Source organism: Pseudomonas sp. AB6 (genome assembly GCF_034314105.1).
Classification (GTDB): domain Bacteria; phylum Pseudomonadota; class Gammaproteobacteria; order Pseudomonadales; family Pseudomonadaceae; genus Aquipseudomonas.
This window is the reverse complement of record NZ_JAVIWJ010000001.1, coordinates 656,456-674,400: the sequence shown is the minus strand read 5'-3', so window position 1 is coordinate 674,400 and position 17,945 is coordinate 656,456. Positions and strand designations below refer to the sequence as shown.

The 17,945-nt window shown below is 55.0% G+C and carries 13 protein-coding genes and 1 riboswitch; of the genes, 7 read left to right on the top strand and 6 right to left on the bottom strand.

Annotated features, from left to right (window positions below; genetic code table 11):
• Positions 1-26: 26 nt before the first annotated feature.
• Together RGW60_RS03115 and RGW60_RS03110 are read right to left on the bottom strand one after the other, a co-directional pair.
• Positions 27-770 (bottom strand): CbtA family protein, encoded by a 744-nt coding sequence (locus RGW60_RS03115; RefSeq protein WP_322202049.1) that lies wholly within the window; start codon positions 768-770, stop codon positions 27-29.
• Between the two features lie 15 nt (positions 771-785).
• Positions 786-998 (bottom strand): CbtB domain-containing protein, encoded by a 213-nt coding sequence (locus RGW60_RS03110; RefSeq protein ID WP_322202047.1) that lies wholly within the window; start codon positions 996-998, stop codon positions 786-788.
• A 30-nt stretch (positions 999-1,028) separates the two neighbouring features.
• Positions 1,029-1,170, bottom strand: a riboswitch (cobalamin riboswitch).
• A 14-nt stretch (positions 1,171-1,184) separates the two neighbouring features.
• On the opposite strand from RGW60_RS03110, the gene RGW60_RS03105 reads away from it, so the two are divergent.
• Positions 1,185-1,757, top strand: a complete 573-nt coding sequence (locus RGW60_RS03105) for a histidine phosphatase family protein (protein ID WP_322202045.1) — start codon at positions 1,185-1,187, stop codon at positions 1,755-1,757.
• An 11-nt stretch (positions 1,758-1,768) separates the two neighbouring features.
• Here RGW60_RS03105 and RGW60_RS03100 read toward each other — a convergent pair whose 3' ends face one another.
• Positions 1,769-2,284, bottom strand: a complete 516-nt coding sequence (locus RGW60_RS03100) for an N-acetyltransferase family protein (protein ID WP_322202043.1) — start codon at positions 2,282-2,284, stop codon at positions 1,769-1,771.
• Positions 2,285-2,444: 160 nt separating this feature from the next.
• Here RGW60_RS03100 and RGW60_RS03095 point away from each other — a divergent pair, with 160 nt between their 5' ends.
• The 5 genes from RGW60_RS03095 to RGW60_RS03075 all read left to right on the top strand — a co-directional run bounded on the left by RGW60_RS03095 (position 2,445) and on the right by RGW60_RS03075 (position 8,711).
• Positions 2,445-3,167, top strand: a complete 723-nt coding sequence (locus RGW60_RS03095) for a phospholipase (protein ID WP_322202041.1) — start codon at positions 2,445-2,447, stop codon at positions 3,165-3,167.
• Between the two features lie 308 nt (positions 3,168-3,475).
• Entirely contained in the window at positions 3,476-4,891 is a 1,416-nt protein-coding gene (locus RGW60_RS03090; RefSeq protein ID WP_322202039.1) for a glutamate decarboxylase, read from the top strand.
• A gap of 74 nt (positions 4,892-4,965) precedes the next feature.
• Positions 4,966-6,666: a TrkA C-terminal domain-containing protein gene (locus tag RGW60_RS03085; RefSeq protein WP_322202037.1), complete on the top strand. Its 1,701-nt coding sequence runs from the start codon at positions 4,966-4,968 to the stop codon at positions 6,664-6,666.
• 250 nt (positions 6,667-6,916) lie between these two features.
• Positions 6,917-7,486 carry a DedA family protein gene (locus tag RGW60_RS03080; protein WP_322202035.1) on the top strand — a complete coding sequence of 190 codons (570 nt, stop codon included), beginning with the start codon at positions 6,917-6,919 and terminating at the stop codon, positions 7,484-7,486.
• Positions 7,487-7,661: 175 nt separating this feature from the next.
• Positions 7,662-8,711, top strand: coding sequence for a glycerophosphodiester phosphodiesterase (locus RGW60_RS03075; RefSeq protein WP_407074059.1), 1,050 nt, complete (start codon positions 7,662-7,664; stop codon positions 8,709-8,711).
• A gap of 7 nt (positions 8,712-8,718) precedes the next feature.
• Here the strand turns inward: RGW60_RS03075 and RGW60_RS03070 are convergent, their stop codons facing one another.
• Positions 8,719-9,792, bottom strand: coding sequence for a diguanylate cyclase (locus tag RGW60_RS03070; protein ID WP_322202031.1), 1,074 nt, complete (start codon positions 9,790-9,792; stop codon positions 8,719-8,721).
• A gap of 101 nt (positions 9,793-9,893) precedes the next feature.
• Positions 9,894-11,435 carry a sensor domain-containing diguanylate cyclase gene (locus RGW60_RS03065; RefSeq protein ID WP_322202029.1) on the bottom strand — a complete coding sequence of 514 codons (1,542 nt, stop codon included), beginning with the start codon at positions 11,433-11,435 and terminating at the stop codon, positions 9,894-9,896.
• Positions 11,436-11,700: 265 nt separating this feature from the next.
• Here RGW60_RS03065 and pssA point away from each other — a divergent pair, with 265 nt between their 5' ends.
• Positions 11,701-13,044, top strand: coding sequence for a CDP-diacylglycerol--serine O-phosphatidyltransferase (gene pssA / locus RGW60_RS03060; protein WP_322202027.1), 1,344 nt, complete (start codon positions 11,701-11,703; stop codon positions 13,042-13,044).
• 35 nt (positions 13,045-13,079) lie between these two features.
• Here the strand turns inward: pssA and RGW60_RS03055 are convergent, their stop codons facing one another.
• Positions 13,080-17,834: a deaminase domain-containing protein gene (locus RGW60_RS03055; protein ID WP_322202025.1), complete on the bottom strand. Its 4,755-nt coding sequence runs from the start codon at positions 17,832-17,834 to the stop codon at positions 13,080-13,082.
• Between the last annotated feature and the right edge of the window lie 111 nt (positions 17,835-17,945).

Genomic DNA, 17,945 nt, shown 5'->3' with positions numbered 1-17,945 from the left:
AAGGCCCGCACGCGGCGGGCCTCTTCTCAGGATTGAAGCTTCGCCCGAGGCGGTGAGTTCAGTGGATTGAGATTTCGCTCTGCCAGCCAGCCAAAGGCCAGGCCAACGGTGGTCCACAGTACGATCTGAATGCCCAGCGCCGCGGTACGAAATTTCCAGAGCAACACGGCAGAAAAACCGTCCGGTACTTCATTGACGGTAGGAAACATCGCCGCCGCTAAAATCATGATCACGGCATATAACCCTACAGCCAACAACGCGCCGTTCCAGATACCGCGAGTGGCAATTAGCTTACGTGCGGCGTTGATCGCAATGACCATCGCCGCCACGGAGAGCAGCATCATCAAGAAGAACAGCTTGGTGCGTTTGCCGATGGTTGCAGGATCGCCAATCGAGGGCGGATTGGCGGGGTACTTCAAACCCGGCACCAAAATAATCGCAACGAAGGCCGCAAGCGCCAACAATGCCGCAAGCCCACGCGGGCCGACGTTACCAGCCCGGCCCAAAGTATAAGCAAACACCAAGGCGAAGATGCCGCCTAGCGAGACGCTATACGCAATGATGCCGGTGAACAAGCCGAGGGTACTTTGTACTTGGCGGCTGACCAACTCTTCTTCTTGTGCGCCGTCGTGCGTCGCCGACAGGTGCAGCTCTTCGAAGGCAATGGCCCGGTCGATCTGTGGCTCGCCAAAAACTCTTGCAAAGCCAAACGCAAGAAGGCCGGCAAGTAATCCCACCAGCATTCCCCTTACCAATAATTGCCCAGTCATGTCATGTACCCGAAGTTAGTGGCAAGGGAAGCCCAGCAAGTGGCGACCGTCATGCACAAACTCATGGACATACATACCGGAGAACATCGATGTTGCGCCTTGTTCTGCGCCAACGAAATACAGCGCAAGCATCAACAGCAAACCAACAAACACCGCCCACGGCAAAATCTCGCCAAGCGGGATAATCGGCAGCGAAGTATCGGTATGAGTGGTCGTATTAAAAGTCATGGTGTCTCCAGGGAACTCGCGTCCCAAAACGGATAACAGGATGGACAAAACAAGGTCTGGCTTACGGCATTGACCGAACACAGTGGCGCGACCGCGCCGGATTCAAACCGGCTTCCTGCTTTGCAAGATGATGCAAATGCTCGGGCAGTGTACTCTTCTCGACTTGTAAAACCAGTGTGGACCGCCATGGCAACCCGTCTGACGTTGATCTGCCACGCCCGAACCGTGGCGCAAAAGCTCGGCCGTTTTCCGCAAGACGAACCCATAGAGATGGCGTGGCAATCGTCAGCAGGATCGTTGTCGGGACACTTCAAAACCTTGGCTCAGCTACTGAGCGCACCGGAAGCCCGCACGCGGCAGACCGCCCTGCTGTTCGGAACCGAGATGGACATTGCGCCCGCTCTGCGCGACTGCGATTTCGGACGCTGGCAAGGGCACCGCATCGACGACCTCCAGGCCCATGAACCCGAAGCCCTTAACACTTGGCTTACCGACAGCATGAGCGCCCCCCACGGTGGCGAGTCCATTGCCGACGTTTGCGCCCGCGTCAGCGCGTGGCTCGAGACCTTGCGCACCCCAGGCCATGTTGTCGCGATCACTCATCCCTTCGTCATCCGGGCAGCGATCGTCCATGCGCTGCAGTGCCCGACGACTGCGTTCAACGCCATCGACATCGAACCGCTGTCGATGACCGAGCTTAGTTTTAACGGGCGCTGGCGACTCAGGATGGAGCGCACAGCAAAACCCAAGCCCTTGTAGGAATGCGCCACTTAGTCACCTAACGCCCGCTGCATCAGGACTGTGTCCACCCAGCGCCCGTGCTTGAAACCCACCGACTCAAACACCCCCACGCGACGAAAACCGAGGCGTTCGTGCAGCCGGATCGACGCGTAGTTTTCGCTGTTGCCAATGATCGCGATCATTTGCCGCGAACCACCATGGGTACAGCGCTCAATGATTGCGCCGAGTAGCGCCTGGCCAATACCCTTCCCGCCCATGCCGTCACGCACATAGACCGAATCCTCTACCGTAAAGCGGTAACCCGCACGCGGTCGGTAAAGGGTCGCGTAACCATAACCCACCACCTCGCCCGCCAGCTCCGCGACCAGATAGGGCAATCCTTTGGAAAGAATATCGGACCGCCGACTCACCATGTCGGCCACGCTGGGCGCGTCCAGTTCAAAGCTGGCAATCCCCCCGAGCACATGCGCCGCGTAAATGGATTGCACACCGGGCAGGTCGTCGTCCGTGGCATCGCGTAAGACTGGGGTATCGCGGGTGTCCATATATCTTCTGCTCCAGTGGCTCTCGAGTGGGTCGCAATAATGCCGTGCACTGATGCGCAAGAGAAGCCGGAGACTTGCGTTCAATGCGCGATAACAAATAGCAGTAACCCAAGATGCTAAGCTCCGTCCTCGATCCGGACAGGCTGTGAAAGGCAGGCATATGATCAGATTCCTCGCTGCATTGTTGATCCTCGCGTCATCCGCCGTTCACGCTCAATCCCCCCTCCTGACCGACCTGCCCCTGAGTTACCTCGAACAGACTGACGGACAATCCCGAAACAAGCCGCTGATTATTTTCCTGCATGGCTCCGGCGCCAATGAAGCCGACCTGTTCGACATCAAGGATCAACTGCCCACCGAGTACACTTTTTTATCGGCGCGAGCACCGCTCGAGGTCGGACCCGGCAGCTATCAGTGGTTTAACAAAAAACCCGGCGACGGCCCCTACGATGGCGAGACCGACGACCTGAGAAACAGTGAAGCGTTGATTTCAGACTTTGTGGCCAAAGCCACCGAGAAGTACCACACCCAGCCGGATAAGGTGTTTTTGATCGGGTTTAGTCAGGGCGCAATCATGTCCTATGAGGTAGCTCTGCGGCACCCGGACATCCTCCGTGGATTTGCCGCGTTGAGCGGCAAGATCTTGCCGATGTTGAAATCCGAGTTGCAGCCGCTACCGGGTTTCAAGGCGCTTGACGTGTTTATCGGTCACGGCACCGCCGACCAGAGAGTTCCCTATGTTGGCGCAACCGACGCTGAAACCTGGTTGAAAGAATTGGGCATTACGCCTGAATCCCATGCGTATCTGGGGATTGGCCATACCATCAGCGATAACGAAATCATGGACTTGGATAGTTGGTTGAAGGAGATCAATCACATTTAAACCACTCTCGGGTCAGTTCACAGAACGTGGTTTGAACAAAAACCTGACCCTTCTGAATAACTGATCTGGATCAATAAAGACCCACCCTATTCAGCGTAGGGTTACAGGGGTTAGTTACGCATCGAATTTGACTACATTTCCCCGAACACGCCGCCCCCCGAGCCGGTAAAAGTTCTCGCCGCACGTATCGTCCAAACGTTTGTCTGTTCTAGGTTCACGTTTTTGCAGCACGCTTTGACGCGGCTGGATCTGCTGTACATCGCGGCCAGGGCTATCGCCTTTCCCTCATTTCTGCAGAGTAGGATTCCATGGCACTCCATCAAACCGTTGAAACCCGCGACGACGCTATCGAAGATGTTTACTCCAGTGGCACGTCGCAACGACGCCTGCCCAAGTATCGGCTGCCTGATCATTCGACTGCGCCATCGGCGGCTTACAACCTGGTCCGCGACGAGCTGTTGCTGGACGGTAATTCCCGGCAAAACCTAGCGACGTTCTGTACCACTTGGGTCGAACCCGAAGTGCAGAAGTTGATGGCTGACGCCCTCGACAAGAACATGATCGACAAAGACGAATATCCGCAAACGGCCGAGATCGAGAACCGTTGCGTGCACATCATTGCCGATCTGTGGCATGCGCCGAAGTCCTGGCAAACCGTGGGTTGTTCGACCACCGGTTCCAGCGAAGCGGCTATGCTCGGCGGCTTGGCGTTGAAATGGACCTGGAAAAAACTCCGCGAAGAAGCCGGTCTGACCACCGACAAACCCAACTTCGTGTGCGGTCCGGTGCAGATTTGCTGGAAGAAGTTTGCCCGTTATTTCGATGTGGAAATTCGTGAAGTACCGTTGCGTGGTAATGCGTTGGGCCTGGAGCCAGCCGACCTGCGTGCATATTGCGACGAAAACACCATCGGTGTGGTTGCCACGCTGGGCGTGACCTTTACCGGTATCTACGAACCCGTTGCGGCGTTGGCAGCCGAATTGGACGCCATGCAGCGTGACCTCGGGCTGAATATCCCGATCCACGTGGACGCGGCCAGCGGCGGCTTTATCGCCCCGTTCATTCAGCAAGAATTGAAGTGGGACTTCCAGATCGAGCGGGTCAAATCGATCAATGCCTCCGGTCACAAATATGGCCTCGCGCCACTGGGCGTGGGCTGGATCATTTGGAGCTCGAAAACCGATCTGCCAGAAGAGCTGATTTTCTACGTCGATTATCTGGGCGGCAACATGGCGACTTTTGCCCTGAACTTCAGTCGCCCAGGCGGTGAAATCATCGCGCAGTATTACAACTTTCTGCGTTTGGGCCGGGACGGCTACACCCGCATCCAGCAAGCCTGTTCGGACACTGCGCAGTGGCTGGCGGGTGAAATTACCAAGCTCGGCCCATTGGAATTAGTCTACGACGGCAAAGACGGTTTGCCAGCGGTTTGTTACAAGCTCAAGGACGGCATCGACCACGGGTTTAGCCTGTATGACTTGTCGGAACGGGTACGGATGCGCGGCTGGCAGATTGCGTCGTACCCACTGCCCTCTGACCGCCAGGACATTGTCGTCCAGCGGGTATTGGTACGGCATGGTGTCAGCCGCGACCTGATTGGCTTGCTGCTGGATGACTTGCGCAAGGCCATCGCCTTCCTGCAAAAGAATCCGGTATTGGCGTCTGAGGCCGGCCCGAGCTTCAACCATGGTGCTGTCGCTGCCACTCCAATCGACGCGGCTTAGTTCGACCTTGAACCCCACCGGGCAAAGCGTTTGCCCGGTGTTTATAGCGTTTCATCGCAGAGCGCGAGGTCACAGTGATTGCATTTCTGACATTTTTACAGAGCAACCCGTACATTTTGCTGTTCGTGGTGGTTGGTCTGTCGGTGTGGGTTGGTCGTGGCAGTATTAAAGGCTACGGCCTCGGTCCAGTGGCGGCCGCCATCGTCATTGGTTGCGCGATAGCCTCTTGGGCCGCCGCGTATGGCATCCACCTGGAGCTCAATAGCTTCACCAAAAGTCTGTTTTATTACCTGTTTATGTATGGCGTCGGCCTTCGTGTGGGTCCGTCGTTCATCAACAGCTTGAAAGGTGACGGGCTGAAGTTCACCTTTCTGGCAGTTTTGTCGTCGTTCCTTGGGTTGGGGATTGTGGTGGCGGGCACGAAACTGTTGTCGCTGCCGGTTGGTGCTGCGGGCGGGATTCTCGCCGGTTCTCAAACCATGTCGGCAGCCATCGGCTCGGCGGAACAGGCAATTACTTCCGGGGTTGTGCCGTTGCCACCCGGCACCACGGCAGCAGCCGCCACCGCGATGATTGCCTTATCGTATGGCATCACCTACATATGGGGCACGGTGGGGATCATCCTGATCTGCAAATACCTGCCACGTTGGTGGGGCGTGGATGCGCGCAAGGCGGCCAAGGAATATGAGATCGAACACGGCGTTCCGAACGTCGATGATGCGGGCCTGAGCGGTTATCGCCCCTTTGACTTACGGGCGTATCGACTGGTCAATCCTGAGTACGAAGGCAAAACCATCAGCCAGTTTCGCGAGCACTTTGCTCAATATCAGATCGAGAACGTCGAGCGCGGCACCCAATTGCTCGGTGCCGACCCGAGCCTGGTGTTGCAACTGGGTGACGTCATCGCCTTGGGCGGTAGCCTTGATGTGCTGACTGACCATATGGGCCTGATCGGGCCTGAAGTGCCAGACGCCCGTGCGCTGAACATTCCGTTAGACGAAGCAGAGATTCTGGTGACCCACCATGACGCCATTGGTAAGGCGCTCAAGGAATTCAGCACTTCACCAATTGCCGGCCAGGTGCAGTTGCTGGGCATCGAACGAGGAGGCGCGCCGCTGCCTATCGGTCTGGAAACACGCTTGCAGCGGATGGACGTGCTGCACTTGATCGGTCTGCGCAGTGCGATCGACAAAGCCGCCGCACTCCTCGGCAAAGTCGCACGTCCAAGCACGGCGACTGACCTGCTCACCCTGTCGCTGGGCATGGTGCTGGGGCTGTTGATTGGTCTGGTGCAAGTGCCAGCGTTCGGCGCTTCGGTGGGTCTGGGTAACGCTGGCGGCCTGTTGGTCTCGGGCATTATCGTTTCGTCGCTGGTATCGCGGGTGCGCTTCTTCGGCAACACCCCGAACGCTGCACGGAACATCCTGGAAGACATGGGCCTGATCTTTTTCGTCGCCATCGTCGGCGTCAATGCCGGGGCCAGCCTAGTGTCGCAACTGAGCGCGATCATTGCTCTGAAGATATTCGGTTTGGGCTTCGTGGCCTGCACCATTCCACCGTTTATCGTCTGGGCCATCGGCTTCCACGTGTTCAAGATCAACCCGGCCATCCTCATGGGCGGCGTCGCCGGTGCCCGCAGCCACTCAGGCCCCGCACGCGAAGCAGCAAAAGAAATCGACAGCACCGTGCCGTGGATTGGCTTTCCCGTGGCGTATGCCGTGTCGGGGATTCTGCTGACTGTGTTCGGCTACTTCGCGATGGTCTTGGCGCGATAAACCGCTGCGCCTGGAGCCAGTGCACACCGCCCCGTAACGTTCGCAGGCAAGCCTGCTCCCAGAATCGTGCCAGACTCAGGTTCTGTGGGAGTTGGCCTGCCGAAGAAGACGATTGGTTAGGGGACCAGATCTTCTGTGGCGCTGCCGAAGGCTGCAATTGGCAGTTCGAACCAGCCAGCCAGCCAACGGAACAAACCGCCACGGCGATCAGTCAATTCAGGCGCATGGCCCTACTTCATAAGGATGGCGTATGACGCTGACACAGGTAATTGCTGAATACGGCTATCTGGCCGTTTTTATTGGAGCGGCCCTGGAAGGGGAAACAGTCCTGATAATTGCCGGCTTTGCGGCTCATGAAGGTTATTTGTCGTTCCCGGTACTGGCGCTTATCGCAATGTGCGGTGGAGCATTAAGCGACATGTTGTTCTTCATGATCGGGCGCCGCTACGGCAGTCGGCTGTTGGAGCGCTTCCCGAAACTGCAACCCAGCGCCCGGCGGGTTAGCCTCCTGCTAGAGCGCTATCAAACCGGGCTGATCATCTGCGTACGGTTTATGTATGGCTTACGTATCGCGGGGCCCATCACCATTGGCATGAGCAATGTTCCGGCTTCGCGCTTCATCCTGCTTAATCTGATCGGGGCCGCCATTTGGGCACCGCTGATAGCCGGGATCGGTTTCCTATTCGGTCAATCCCTGGAGTGGTTGTTCGCGGACATCAAGCGCTACGAACAAGATGCGCTTTTGGCAATCATTGTGGTGGGGTTGATGCTTGCATTATTGCGCTTTGTGCGCCGGCGCCTGAAAGCATTGCCACGTTAAATAGCGTCGCGGCGCGATCCTTCGCCAATCCGTCATGCATGACTTGCTACAGTGCAACCGCCACTGTCTGATGACTGATAAGGAAGGTCCAATGATGCTAAATCAAATTCCAAAAAAACTCGGGCTTCTAACACTGCTAGTCAGCGCCCTCTTTTTGAGCGAAACAAGCTTAGCCATGGAACATCCCGGCAAAGCGCTTGCAGAAAAAATTGGCGTTCCCTGGCCAGCGGTCATTGGCCATCGGGGCGCCTCATTCGATGCACCTGAAGAGACCATCCCCTCGTATGCATTGGCTCGCGATCTGGGTGCCGACTATTTAGAGATGGATATTCAGCGCACCAAAGATGGAGTACTGATTGCGCTGCACGACAATACCCTCGGGCGCACCACCAACATCGCGCAGGTCTATCCCGAGCGGGTTAACGATCCCATCAGCACTTTCACTCTGGAAGAACTCAAGCGCCTCGATGCCGGTTCTTGGTTTAACGCAGCCTTCCCCGCCAGGGCGCGCAGTAGCTATGTCGGCTTGAAGATTCTGACACTCAATGAAGTTATCAACATCGCTGAAGAGGGTGAGAACAAGCCGGGGCTGTATGTCGAAACCAAATTACCGGCACAGTTTCCAGGTGTAGAAGAGGATTTGCAGAAACTATTGGCCAAACGCGGCTGGCTCGACCAACGCCCCGCGGCAGCCAAGGGCCACGTAAATGTCGCCAATACACCGGGCCGCGTGATTTTGCAGACTTTCGAAAGGCCTAGCCTGGAACTGTTGCAAAAAAACATGCCACAAGTGCCTAAAGTACTGTTGCTGTGGATCGGCGACGGCTACATGGAAGCTAGCTCGACGGTGGATTTCAAAGCCTCTGGCGCCAAGGACAAAGCGGCCTTCTACGCAAAACGCGAGGTAAAGTCAGAAGCAGAGTTTGCCGCTTGGATGGATTGGGCTAAAGCCCACGGCGCCTCGGGGATTGGTCCCGCCTCAGTGCTCAAGCACGGTGGGGATCAGAGTTACATGGACATGGTCAAGCCGTGGATGACCAAAATGGCCCATGACCGGGGTCTATTGATTCACCCTTACACCGTCGATGCTGCCGAAGATTTCAAAGCGCTGAGCATGCGTGGCGCCGACGGTTTCTTCACTAACCGTGCAGCGCAGTTGCTGAAGTTTTACGGACGCCCATCAAAGGACAGTATTGACACACTGTTGCGCCGCAACGGCTATTGAAACGCGGCTAGGCCGGGTCAATCAGAATTGGATGGAAAGCGCCATCTACCCTGCAACTGACTCGGTTGCGACCGTTGCCTTTCGCCCCATACAAGGCCTTGTCAGCCTCGCTTAACCAGTAGGTTGCGTCCACATGTGACAGGCTAAAAGGCGCGAGGCCGATACTGAGGCTGACTTTCATCATCGGTTCAAACTCGTAGTGAGTCGCACTGAAGGTGTCGCGCAGGCGATCCATGATTTCAGTCGCAGTCGCCAACGAGGTGTCGGGCAGAATTACACAAAATTCGTCACCGCCGTACCGACCCGCCAAGTCTGCACAGCGCAAGTTCTCGTTGAGGACTCTGCTCAGTTGCCGCAGAACGATGTCACCGACCACATGCCCGTACGTATCGTTAATTACTTTGAAATGATCAATATCTATCAAAGCAATGGTGCCGCCTTGCTGGGCTCGCGTGCAACGCTGAAACTCTAGGTCTAGATGAGCCTTCCAGGCCCCATGGTTTAATAGCCCGGACAAGCTGTCAGTCTGGCTAAGCGCCAACAATGCGCGTTTATGGCTTTTCAACAGATGATTTTGTTGATAGGCAATCCTGCCAAGCATCAATGGGTAAATAGCCAGCAATGGCACGCAGGCGTACATCTGCACTGTGCTGGTCTCAGGCTGAAATGCAAAGGGGAGCATTAGCATTGACACTGCGAGGCCTAAGGCCTGGGCCAGCCAACCTGCGAGCAGAAGACGCACGCCGCCCAAAGCGATGTTATTCATTCCCATCATCGACAGACTCGTCACACTGGGTAACAGGTTGAACTGCATCGTTCCTACCCAAAAACCACAGAAAAACGAATCCAACAGCAAATTACGTTGCTCGGTTTTTAGCGCAAAGGTGGAGTGACGCGACCATTGAAACGCAGCTGCTGGCCAGATAAATCCATTGAGAATCATCAACGCCCATACCCAGTCGGGAGGGCGTAAAGGGAAGGTAGCGACCGCAATACAAAGAAAGCCGAGCGCCGAACCTATCGCTCGCGACTTGAACAAACGCTTGGTGATCGGAAGTCCCTTTCCTCCGATATTCTGCATAAATGGCTGTCCAGGGTGGGATAACAATCTATGGGCAATTCGGCGCGGGGTTGCTCGCGCCAGCCGATCAAGCGTAGTACTTCAAATTGGACCTTACCTTCTTAAGCATCCCCTCCAAAAGTCACGCAGCGATTTCTCCCGCCTTTTTTAGCGCTATACAGCGCGGCATCCGCATTTTGTATCAACTTCCCAATCGTATTTTGTTCGCCAGGTACACAGGTATAACATCCCATGCTCACCGTGACGATACCCAGAGGGTTATCGGCGTGGAGTATCTGTTTGGCAACCACAGCGGAACGTATTTTTTCCGCCAAGGCAAACGCACCCGCCGCGTCATTTTCTGGCAAGAAAATAGCCATCTCCTCTCCGCCATAGCGAACCGCCAAATCGCCCGCACGATTCAGGCAAGTCCGTAAGGTATCCGCGACTGCAACGATGCAATGATCACCGGCGTAATGACCATAGGTATCGTTAAAACTTTTAAAAAAATCGATATCCAACATGATCAAGCTTAAAGGCGCCTTTTTTCGCTCACTTCGGCGAAATTCAACATCAAGCACTCGCTCAAAATGGCGACGGTTAGCTAAGCCGGTCAAGCTGTCCTGCAATGCGAGCTTTTCTAACGAACTTTGGGCGATACGCATCTTCGCTTCCGCTTGCAGACCAAATCTAATCTGCTGAATCAACAGAACTCCGAATAAAATGTTGGCCATCACGGCACTGACAATAATGATGATTGATTTAAACGCGTTCTGCCGCCACTCATCCAACAACGACTCTTCGGAAACCGCCGCTGCTACCACTAGTGGGTACTTCTCCAGCTGCCGGTAACCATACAATCTGGTTACATTGTCAACAATCGAAGTCACCATTGCGGTACCCGATGTGGACTTGGATAAATAGTCGCTGAAGACCCGGCCTTTGGCGAGAGACGTACCGATTACATCATCAGTAAAAGGACGTCTGGCCAACACCGTGCCATCCGTCATGGACAAGAAGATCGCACCCTTATTGTCCATATTGAAACTGTCGAAAAACTGGTCAAAATACTTCATGTTTAATGTGGCCAATACCACGCCATCGAAGTTTCCATTTTTGTCATTCACGCGTCTGCTAACGGGGATGATCCAATCGTTCGTGGTTCGGCTACGCACCGCCTTGCTTATGTGAGGTCCAAGACTGGCGTTTTGCTTGTGGAACAGGAAATATTCCCGATCCGCATTATTAGCATCTGGCGGCTTGATGCCGAACGAGCTAATAACCCATCGGCCTGTGCGGTCAAAGTAAAACACACCCTGCAGTTGATGCGTTTGAAAAACATGCCGCGCCAGAAGGCGTTCGATTCGGCTGACTTGTGCTGGCCCTCGCCCATCGACTTCCATCCGCTCTTCCAAGTCGACCAAAATGACATCAGCTTCGTCGAAGGTATCTTCGGCTTGTTGAGCCAGGGATTTAGAAAGATTTGAGGTGGCAATTTCAGCTTGATTAAGCTCATGATTTTTTGCGTGCTCAAGCTGCCACACGTTAAACGTGACAATAGATACACACACCAAAAAAATCGCAATGACTGCCAACCATAGCACTGGCGCTCTTTTAATCGGTTGCAGCAGATCTACGCTGTTATCGTCATCGTGAAAACTCAACAACTTCATCCTTTTCTAGACGTGGCTAGCGTACACCAACCAAACTTGGATAACACTTGATGCTGTCTGATCTGAGCCTATAAACGCCATTTATTACGTCAAAAACAACTACAACCCTCTTGCAAAAAAACGTTCTTATAGTGTATGAAAACTTACCCCATCGAATTGATGCCTAAAGAGACAGGGGTGACATTGATGTTGTCATCCACCTGACCCAGCACTGGTGTAAGCTTGCGAGTTGTCCGGTTATTACTTCGAGAGGCTTATGCGCTCCACGTTCAGACGCTCCGTTGTTCCTACACTTCGTGGTTTTGCCTCCTCAGCTGAGGCCATAACGTTGCTGCCAAGCGCCGCCGACTATCGACGCTGCCTTCTGGAAAAAATCGCCTCGGCCTTGCAGCGCATCTACATAGTTGCGCTATATCTGCAGCAAGATGAAGCTGGCCAGGACATTCTCAATGCATTGTACGCAGCCAAAGCAGCACGACCGGAGCTGGATGTGGTGGTGTTGGTGGACTGGTTCCGGGCACAGCGGGGCTTGATCGGGGCCGGCAAGCAGCCGGGCAATTCAACGTGGTATCAGGCGCAGAACCTTGAACACGATGTGGAAGTGCCAATCTATGGCGTGCCAGTGCAAACCCGCGAACTGTTCGGTGTATTGCACCTCAAGGGCATCGTGATCGACGATTGTGTGATCTACAGCGGCGCCAGTATCAACAACGTTTATCTGCATAAATTCGACAAGTATCGTCTCGACCGTTATCACTTGTTGCAAAACAAGGCATTGGCCGATTCGATGCAACGCATGGTGCGCCAGGACGTGCTTACGTCGAATGCTGTACACCGGTTAGACCTGCCCTCACCCCCTACCTCCCGAAGCTTGCGCGGCGAAATTCGCGGATTCCGCAACCACCTTAAGCACGCGGCGTACGACACCACTGCCGGCATCGAGGGCACCGGTGAGCTGCGCATTATCCCGCTGCTGGGTGTAGGCAACAAAAACCCGCTTAGCCGCACAATCTGCGAATTGATCGCCACCAGCCAAACACAATTGACCCTGTGCACGCCGTATTTCAACCTGCCGCTGGTGGTAACCCGAGCAATCAACCGCGCCCTTAAGCGTGGGGTAAAAATCGACATCATCATTGGCGACAAGAGTGCCAACGACTTCTTCATTCCTGCCGACGAGCCGTTCAAAGTCATCGCCGCGCTGCCGTATCTCTACGAAATCAGCCTGCGCAAATTTGCCCGCAAGCATCAGCAGCCCATTGCTAAACATCAGTTGAACCTGCACCTGTGGAAGGACGGCGACAACACGTTCCACCTCAAAGGTTTGTGGGCAGATGACCAATACACGTTGCTGACCGGCAACAACCTCAATCCACGCGCCTTTCAACTGGACCTGGAAAACGCCCTGTTGATCGACGATCCCCAGGGCCAATGGACTGCACCCCGCAACACTGAATTGACCCAACTGATGCGCAATACCTTACGCGTGGGCAAGTACGATGAGCTCGACACCCTCAACGATTACCCGGTTGCGGTACGCACCTTCCTGCGCCGGGTCAGCCGGGTGCGGATTGAGCGCTTGCTGTACCGCATCCTTTAGTCAATCGAAAGTAGCCGACGCTGATGCAGGCTTGATTACACTCGGTTGTAGTTCTTCAGGTAACTGACGGAGAAGTTCACCCCCGGAAACATCAGCCGGGTTTGCGGCAATATCACACCACCGCAAGACCTACAGGTGTCCATCAAGGTAAAGAAGTGAATATCGCGCAGTGCAACCCCCTGCAGGTCTTGTTTGAGGATGGTCGCAATCAAACGCTCTGAGTCCAGGTAGCGCAGCATTTCCGTGATATTCAAATGATCGGCATCGCGCAGCACCGGCAAGCTGGTGAATGCTGGATCAGCCGCTTGGCCGCGCATACGAATCCCGGCATCGATGTAAGTAACACCTTCGATTACCTGAGTGTCGCTGTCCGGTATGTGCAGTTTGAACTTGAAGCTTTTGGCTTTCTGACCCCCGGAAAACGCGTAATAAACCGAACGTTGCCCCTCGGCAGTTTCAACCATGGCGTAGGCGAAATTGGCGCCCTGAACATCAACAGACAACTTTTCAGCTGTCTGTGCCAAGGCGATACTGCCGACGGTCAATGGCACCCAATCCTTTGCCCGTGACTGCAGTGGCAATAATGTGTTGAGCACCTTGACGTGATGCTCCTTTCCCAAAAGACTCCTTTCACCCAAGCGTTTGAAGTCAGCAATGCTCGACTTGGCCATGGCGAAAAACCGAGTCTGCGCGACCTCGCCGGTCAGCAACTTCTGAGCGTAACCGTAAAGCTCATTCTCAAGCGAATGCTGCTCACAGGCATTTTTATAGGCCTCATATGTGGCTGTTTTGCCAAGCAAAACTTGCTGCTCAAACGCTGGGGTGTTCTTTTCCAGCTCAAACAATAACCGAGCAATGTTTTCTCGATCCTGCAAAATATTCGTGCGCTCCGCCACCAATCGGTACTGCTCTGAGATGGATAAATACTGGTTAATCACCGTTTTTTCCGTCACCCGCACGAATGCGTATTGGCCCGTGGAAGTCTTCGGCGCCTGATAGAACACACCAACATCCGCCTCAACGACCACATAATGTCTGCCGCCGATTTCCAGGGGCACAGCGCGCAAACTGCGTTTATCGGCAACGCCCTGTGCAATGCCATCAAGCTCAACCGCAGGCAGTGCCTGAATGATCAGTTGCACATAACCCTCATCCACCTCAGGTGGCACACCCAAATGCTGGAGTGGTGACAGTCGGCCGCTAACGCGATCCTGATACACCGGTTGTTCGGAAAAACCCAGTGTGGACTTTTCCTGGAGGGTGAGCGGAATCAGTTTTTTATCCGCCGACAGTTGAGCAACACGCCGGCCTTTTGCTGGAATAACCTGATGATCCCACTTACAGAACTTGCCTTCGTGCGTCAGCACATCAACGGTGCCGTGGGGGAGGGTAATACGGGCCAGCTGGTATTCGCGTGCGGAAAAAGCCGAGCTGGAATGCTGTCCCAGCGTTGCGGGCACACCTGCAACTTCCAGCGGGACTTCGATGGCCGGCAAGACCAGCTTCACGTAGTCGGCACACGGCGCACCTGGGATGAGATCACGGACCGCTCGGCACAACGTCGGTAATTCTTCCAATTGCCCCGACCGAGCAGACAGTTTCTCAACCTCTAGTGCGCGTAAAGCCGGGTCGGTCTGGTTGCTGTCGAGGCGATAGGCGTGCCCATCAACGGTGATGTCGAACACCCCGGATTCGCGTTCTATCGTTGACGTTTCACAGCCCCCCGCGACCCGCATTTCAATACCACCCTGCTCCGCAACGGTCACCGGAATAACCTTAGGGTAGTGACCGACTGACAGTCCGTCGGACGCCGACAGACGCGTCAGTTCAAGCGCTTCCCCCGTGGAAATAACGGCAAGCGCTGGCCCGAACGCCTTCTCCGTGTAAGGGTCGAGCAGCCTGAAAACTGGAGACTCGGTTGTGCCCAGGTTACGAACCGCCACCGGGTTGATGCCATCAACCACGGCACGCTGATCCGTTCCTTCAATGCCCGGAATCCAAACGTCTTCCAGGCGCTCGGGTAACAGGTACATCCCTGATTTCAACATTGCGGCTCCCGTTGCGCTCTCACGGTCAGAAAATACCTTGGCCAGTGCCGGAACCTGTTCGAGCAGAGTTTTCCAAGCAGGATTCGACAGTTTCCAGAGCAGTTTTGGCACATCGCGAATGAGAAAAATGCCGCTTTGCTCGACCAGACTCAGCGCCAGCTGCGCCATTTCCTTAGACATTTGTTCAGTGATGGAAAAGACGCTCAGCTCCCCCGCGCGCATGACAAGCCGTGCTGTGGAACCTGCAAACTCGCCGAGGGGGATTAAGGCAAAGAGAATATCCATCGTGCAACCAATCGCGGTGCCCGCAGACTTGTCACCGGCAGCCAGGTCTTTGATGCAGCCGTAAAAGGGAATGATGAAGCGAGCGGTGAAGTCAGCAATTTTTTTCTCGACGCTCCAGATTTGCTCCCAGCCGGTTTCATGGGTGTGAAGCTGCTTGAGGGAGGCCATGGTTGCGGTCAGCAAATGCTCAGCGACCGCGGCGGCAACGGCATCCAACGCCAAGGCTTCGCTGGCAGCCGGTAAAAAAACCAATGTAGGCGCAGGAATTAGCGTCGCCTTCAGCGGATGAGCTGGCCGCACCGTGGAACGAGAAACTGATCCGAGCAAATAAGCATCACTGTCGACAGGGTTTAGCGGTGTCACTTTCGCCAATGCCTGCGCCTGATGCCAGAGTTGCTCTTTCTGTCCGTTCGTGACGATGTCCCACGTGTAGTCGGGTTCCGGCACGTGATAATCAAACCCTTGAGACACCTGGCGGGCGACGCCGGCAGCGGGAATAATTTCAAAGAATGTTTCTTCGTTCACGGTATGCCGGTGGTAGTCGTGACGATGATCTCCCGGCTGACAGCGGATGAAGACACCTTGCTCGCCTTCACCTCCTTGAAATTGCAGGCGACTGATTTCACAGGTAGAGGTCGCCAGTAGCGTGCGCTGCGCTAAGGGCATCTCATCCAACAACCGTCTGATAATTACGGTTTCGGCCTGCGTCATTGCCTGGTGAAACGCCGCGAACGCTTGCTTATAAACTTCGGGCACTCTGGGTTTATCGACGGCTTTCAACTCACCCATCATGACCAGCTCAAGCACCGTCGCCTGCTTGCCAAGACCCAATTCATCACCTGTGGCCGTTAACCGTGACCACTCATAACCGGGTGCCCGATAAAAGCCCCGCCCTTCCAAATAGGTAAATACCTCCTCTCCCCTCGGTCCTGCGCCCCAGATACTGGGATTGACTCCAGCCTCACCCAACTGGTGACGCGCTATCTGTTCTCGGTCGGGCACCTTGAGGGTCAGCAAGTTGTGCAACGCTTTTGCGTGCAAATCTTGTTGTTCCTTTAGGAACGTCAACGCTTGCGTGACCTGCGCAGGTGACGCCTGGCGAATGTCGCGACCCTCGGTCCATACAACTGCGTTGTGGGCAATGGCGTAACGCAAGGCGGGAACGACCCGTGCCTTGGCCCACAACTCACGAATCCGAGGATTGTCGGAGTTAACCGTTTGCACGCTGACTAAAACCACCTCGTCGAACCGGCTGCTCTGGGCGGTGCCGGGGGCCAACGCCTCCAACAGACAGACACCCTGCAAAAACGAAACGCTTTGTAGCGAACGGCCGTAATTGAGGGAGTCCGGCAGGTTTTGCACCAACAGTTCCGGGGCCATCTCACGCAACAACAGGTACATCAACACGCTAACGGCGGCCGGCGAGGCGGTTGGTTGGCGCTTGATAACCTCTTTGCGCAATTGCTCAATTAGCCCAACGTGGCTGTATTGGCCCGCCTGTTCACTGTAGAAAAAACGTTCGATCGGGTTACCGTCGGATTCTGTGGCCAGCAAAAAGAACGCGACGATGGCGTGACCCGCCAACGCTTGGGTGACCTTGGGAGAAGCGTGTTCATTTACCTGTGCGCCGTACCAGCCCATGTCAGCGAGCAGCGGCGCAAACAGAGTTTTGAATGCGACGGTGTGTGCCAGAGCCTCCCATGTTTCGTGGGCCGACAAACGCAATTTGCGCCCCGATCCGTCGGAGGTACTGAGCAGGTCTATACCCACGTCCAGGAACAGTTCATCCGCCCCGCGCCCTGGGTTCCATCGGTTGAGTACCGAGTAATCGCTTAATAGCGCCTGAAGATCGGGAGCATCCTGGAGCGATGTGGATTCAACAGGCTCAGCCGGGGGTACTAATAACGAGGCAGTACGCAGGGCGAATGCTGAAGTGATAGTGGAGCGTTCTTGAAGCAACCGAGTGGCCAGCGACAATGCCCGCATTGACGGCATTGCCTGAGCACTACTGATGGCCTGGCTCAGCCACGGCAGGCTTTCAGGGTTCATTGCGTATTCAGCGATTTTGTGAAAGTACAGTTGCCGAGTAGCGGTAGATAAGGGCGTCGCCAGATCAACCGGCAGCACAGCGCTGTCAGTTTCCGACGCCGGTATCGCATTCAGGCTCTCAATGATCAATAACAACACGCTGAGTGAATCAAGTTGTTGAGTCAACGAGTTCAACAACGCCTTGTCTTGATAATCGTCATGGGCGGGAAACATGGTAGAAACAATCGTTTGAAAAGGTGATTCGCCCTCTGTCCTCGCGGCTAACCCTTTATACAGCGTGCTACCCGACGCCGACGAAATCCATTCGACGATGGATGAGGTGTCGTAGGCGCTGAGATTGATGACAGCTAAATCCGCGTCGCTTACGGTATCGAGGTTTTGCGGGTTTTCTGAAGTTGGTTCAAGCATTGGATATTCCCTTCTGGCCAACGGCGGGATGGTTGGCGATGAAGAGAACGAAATAGTGGAATGTCGGTAAAAAAAAGAGGAATTCTAACGGTTTTTAGAAGCTTTGATCTG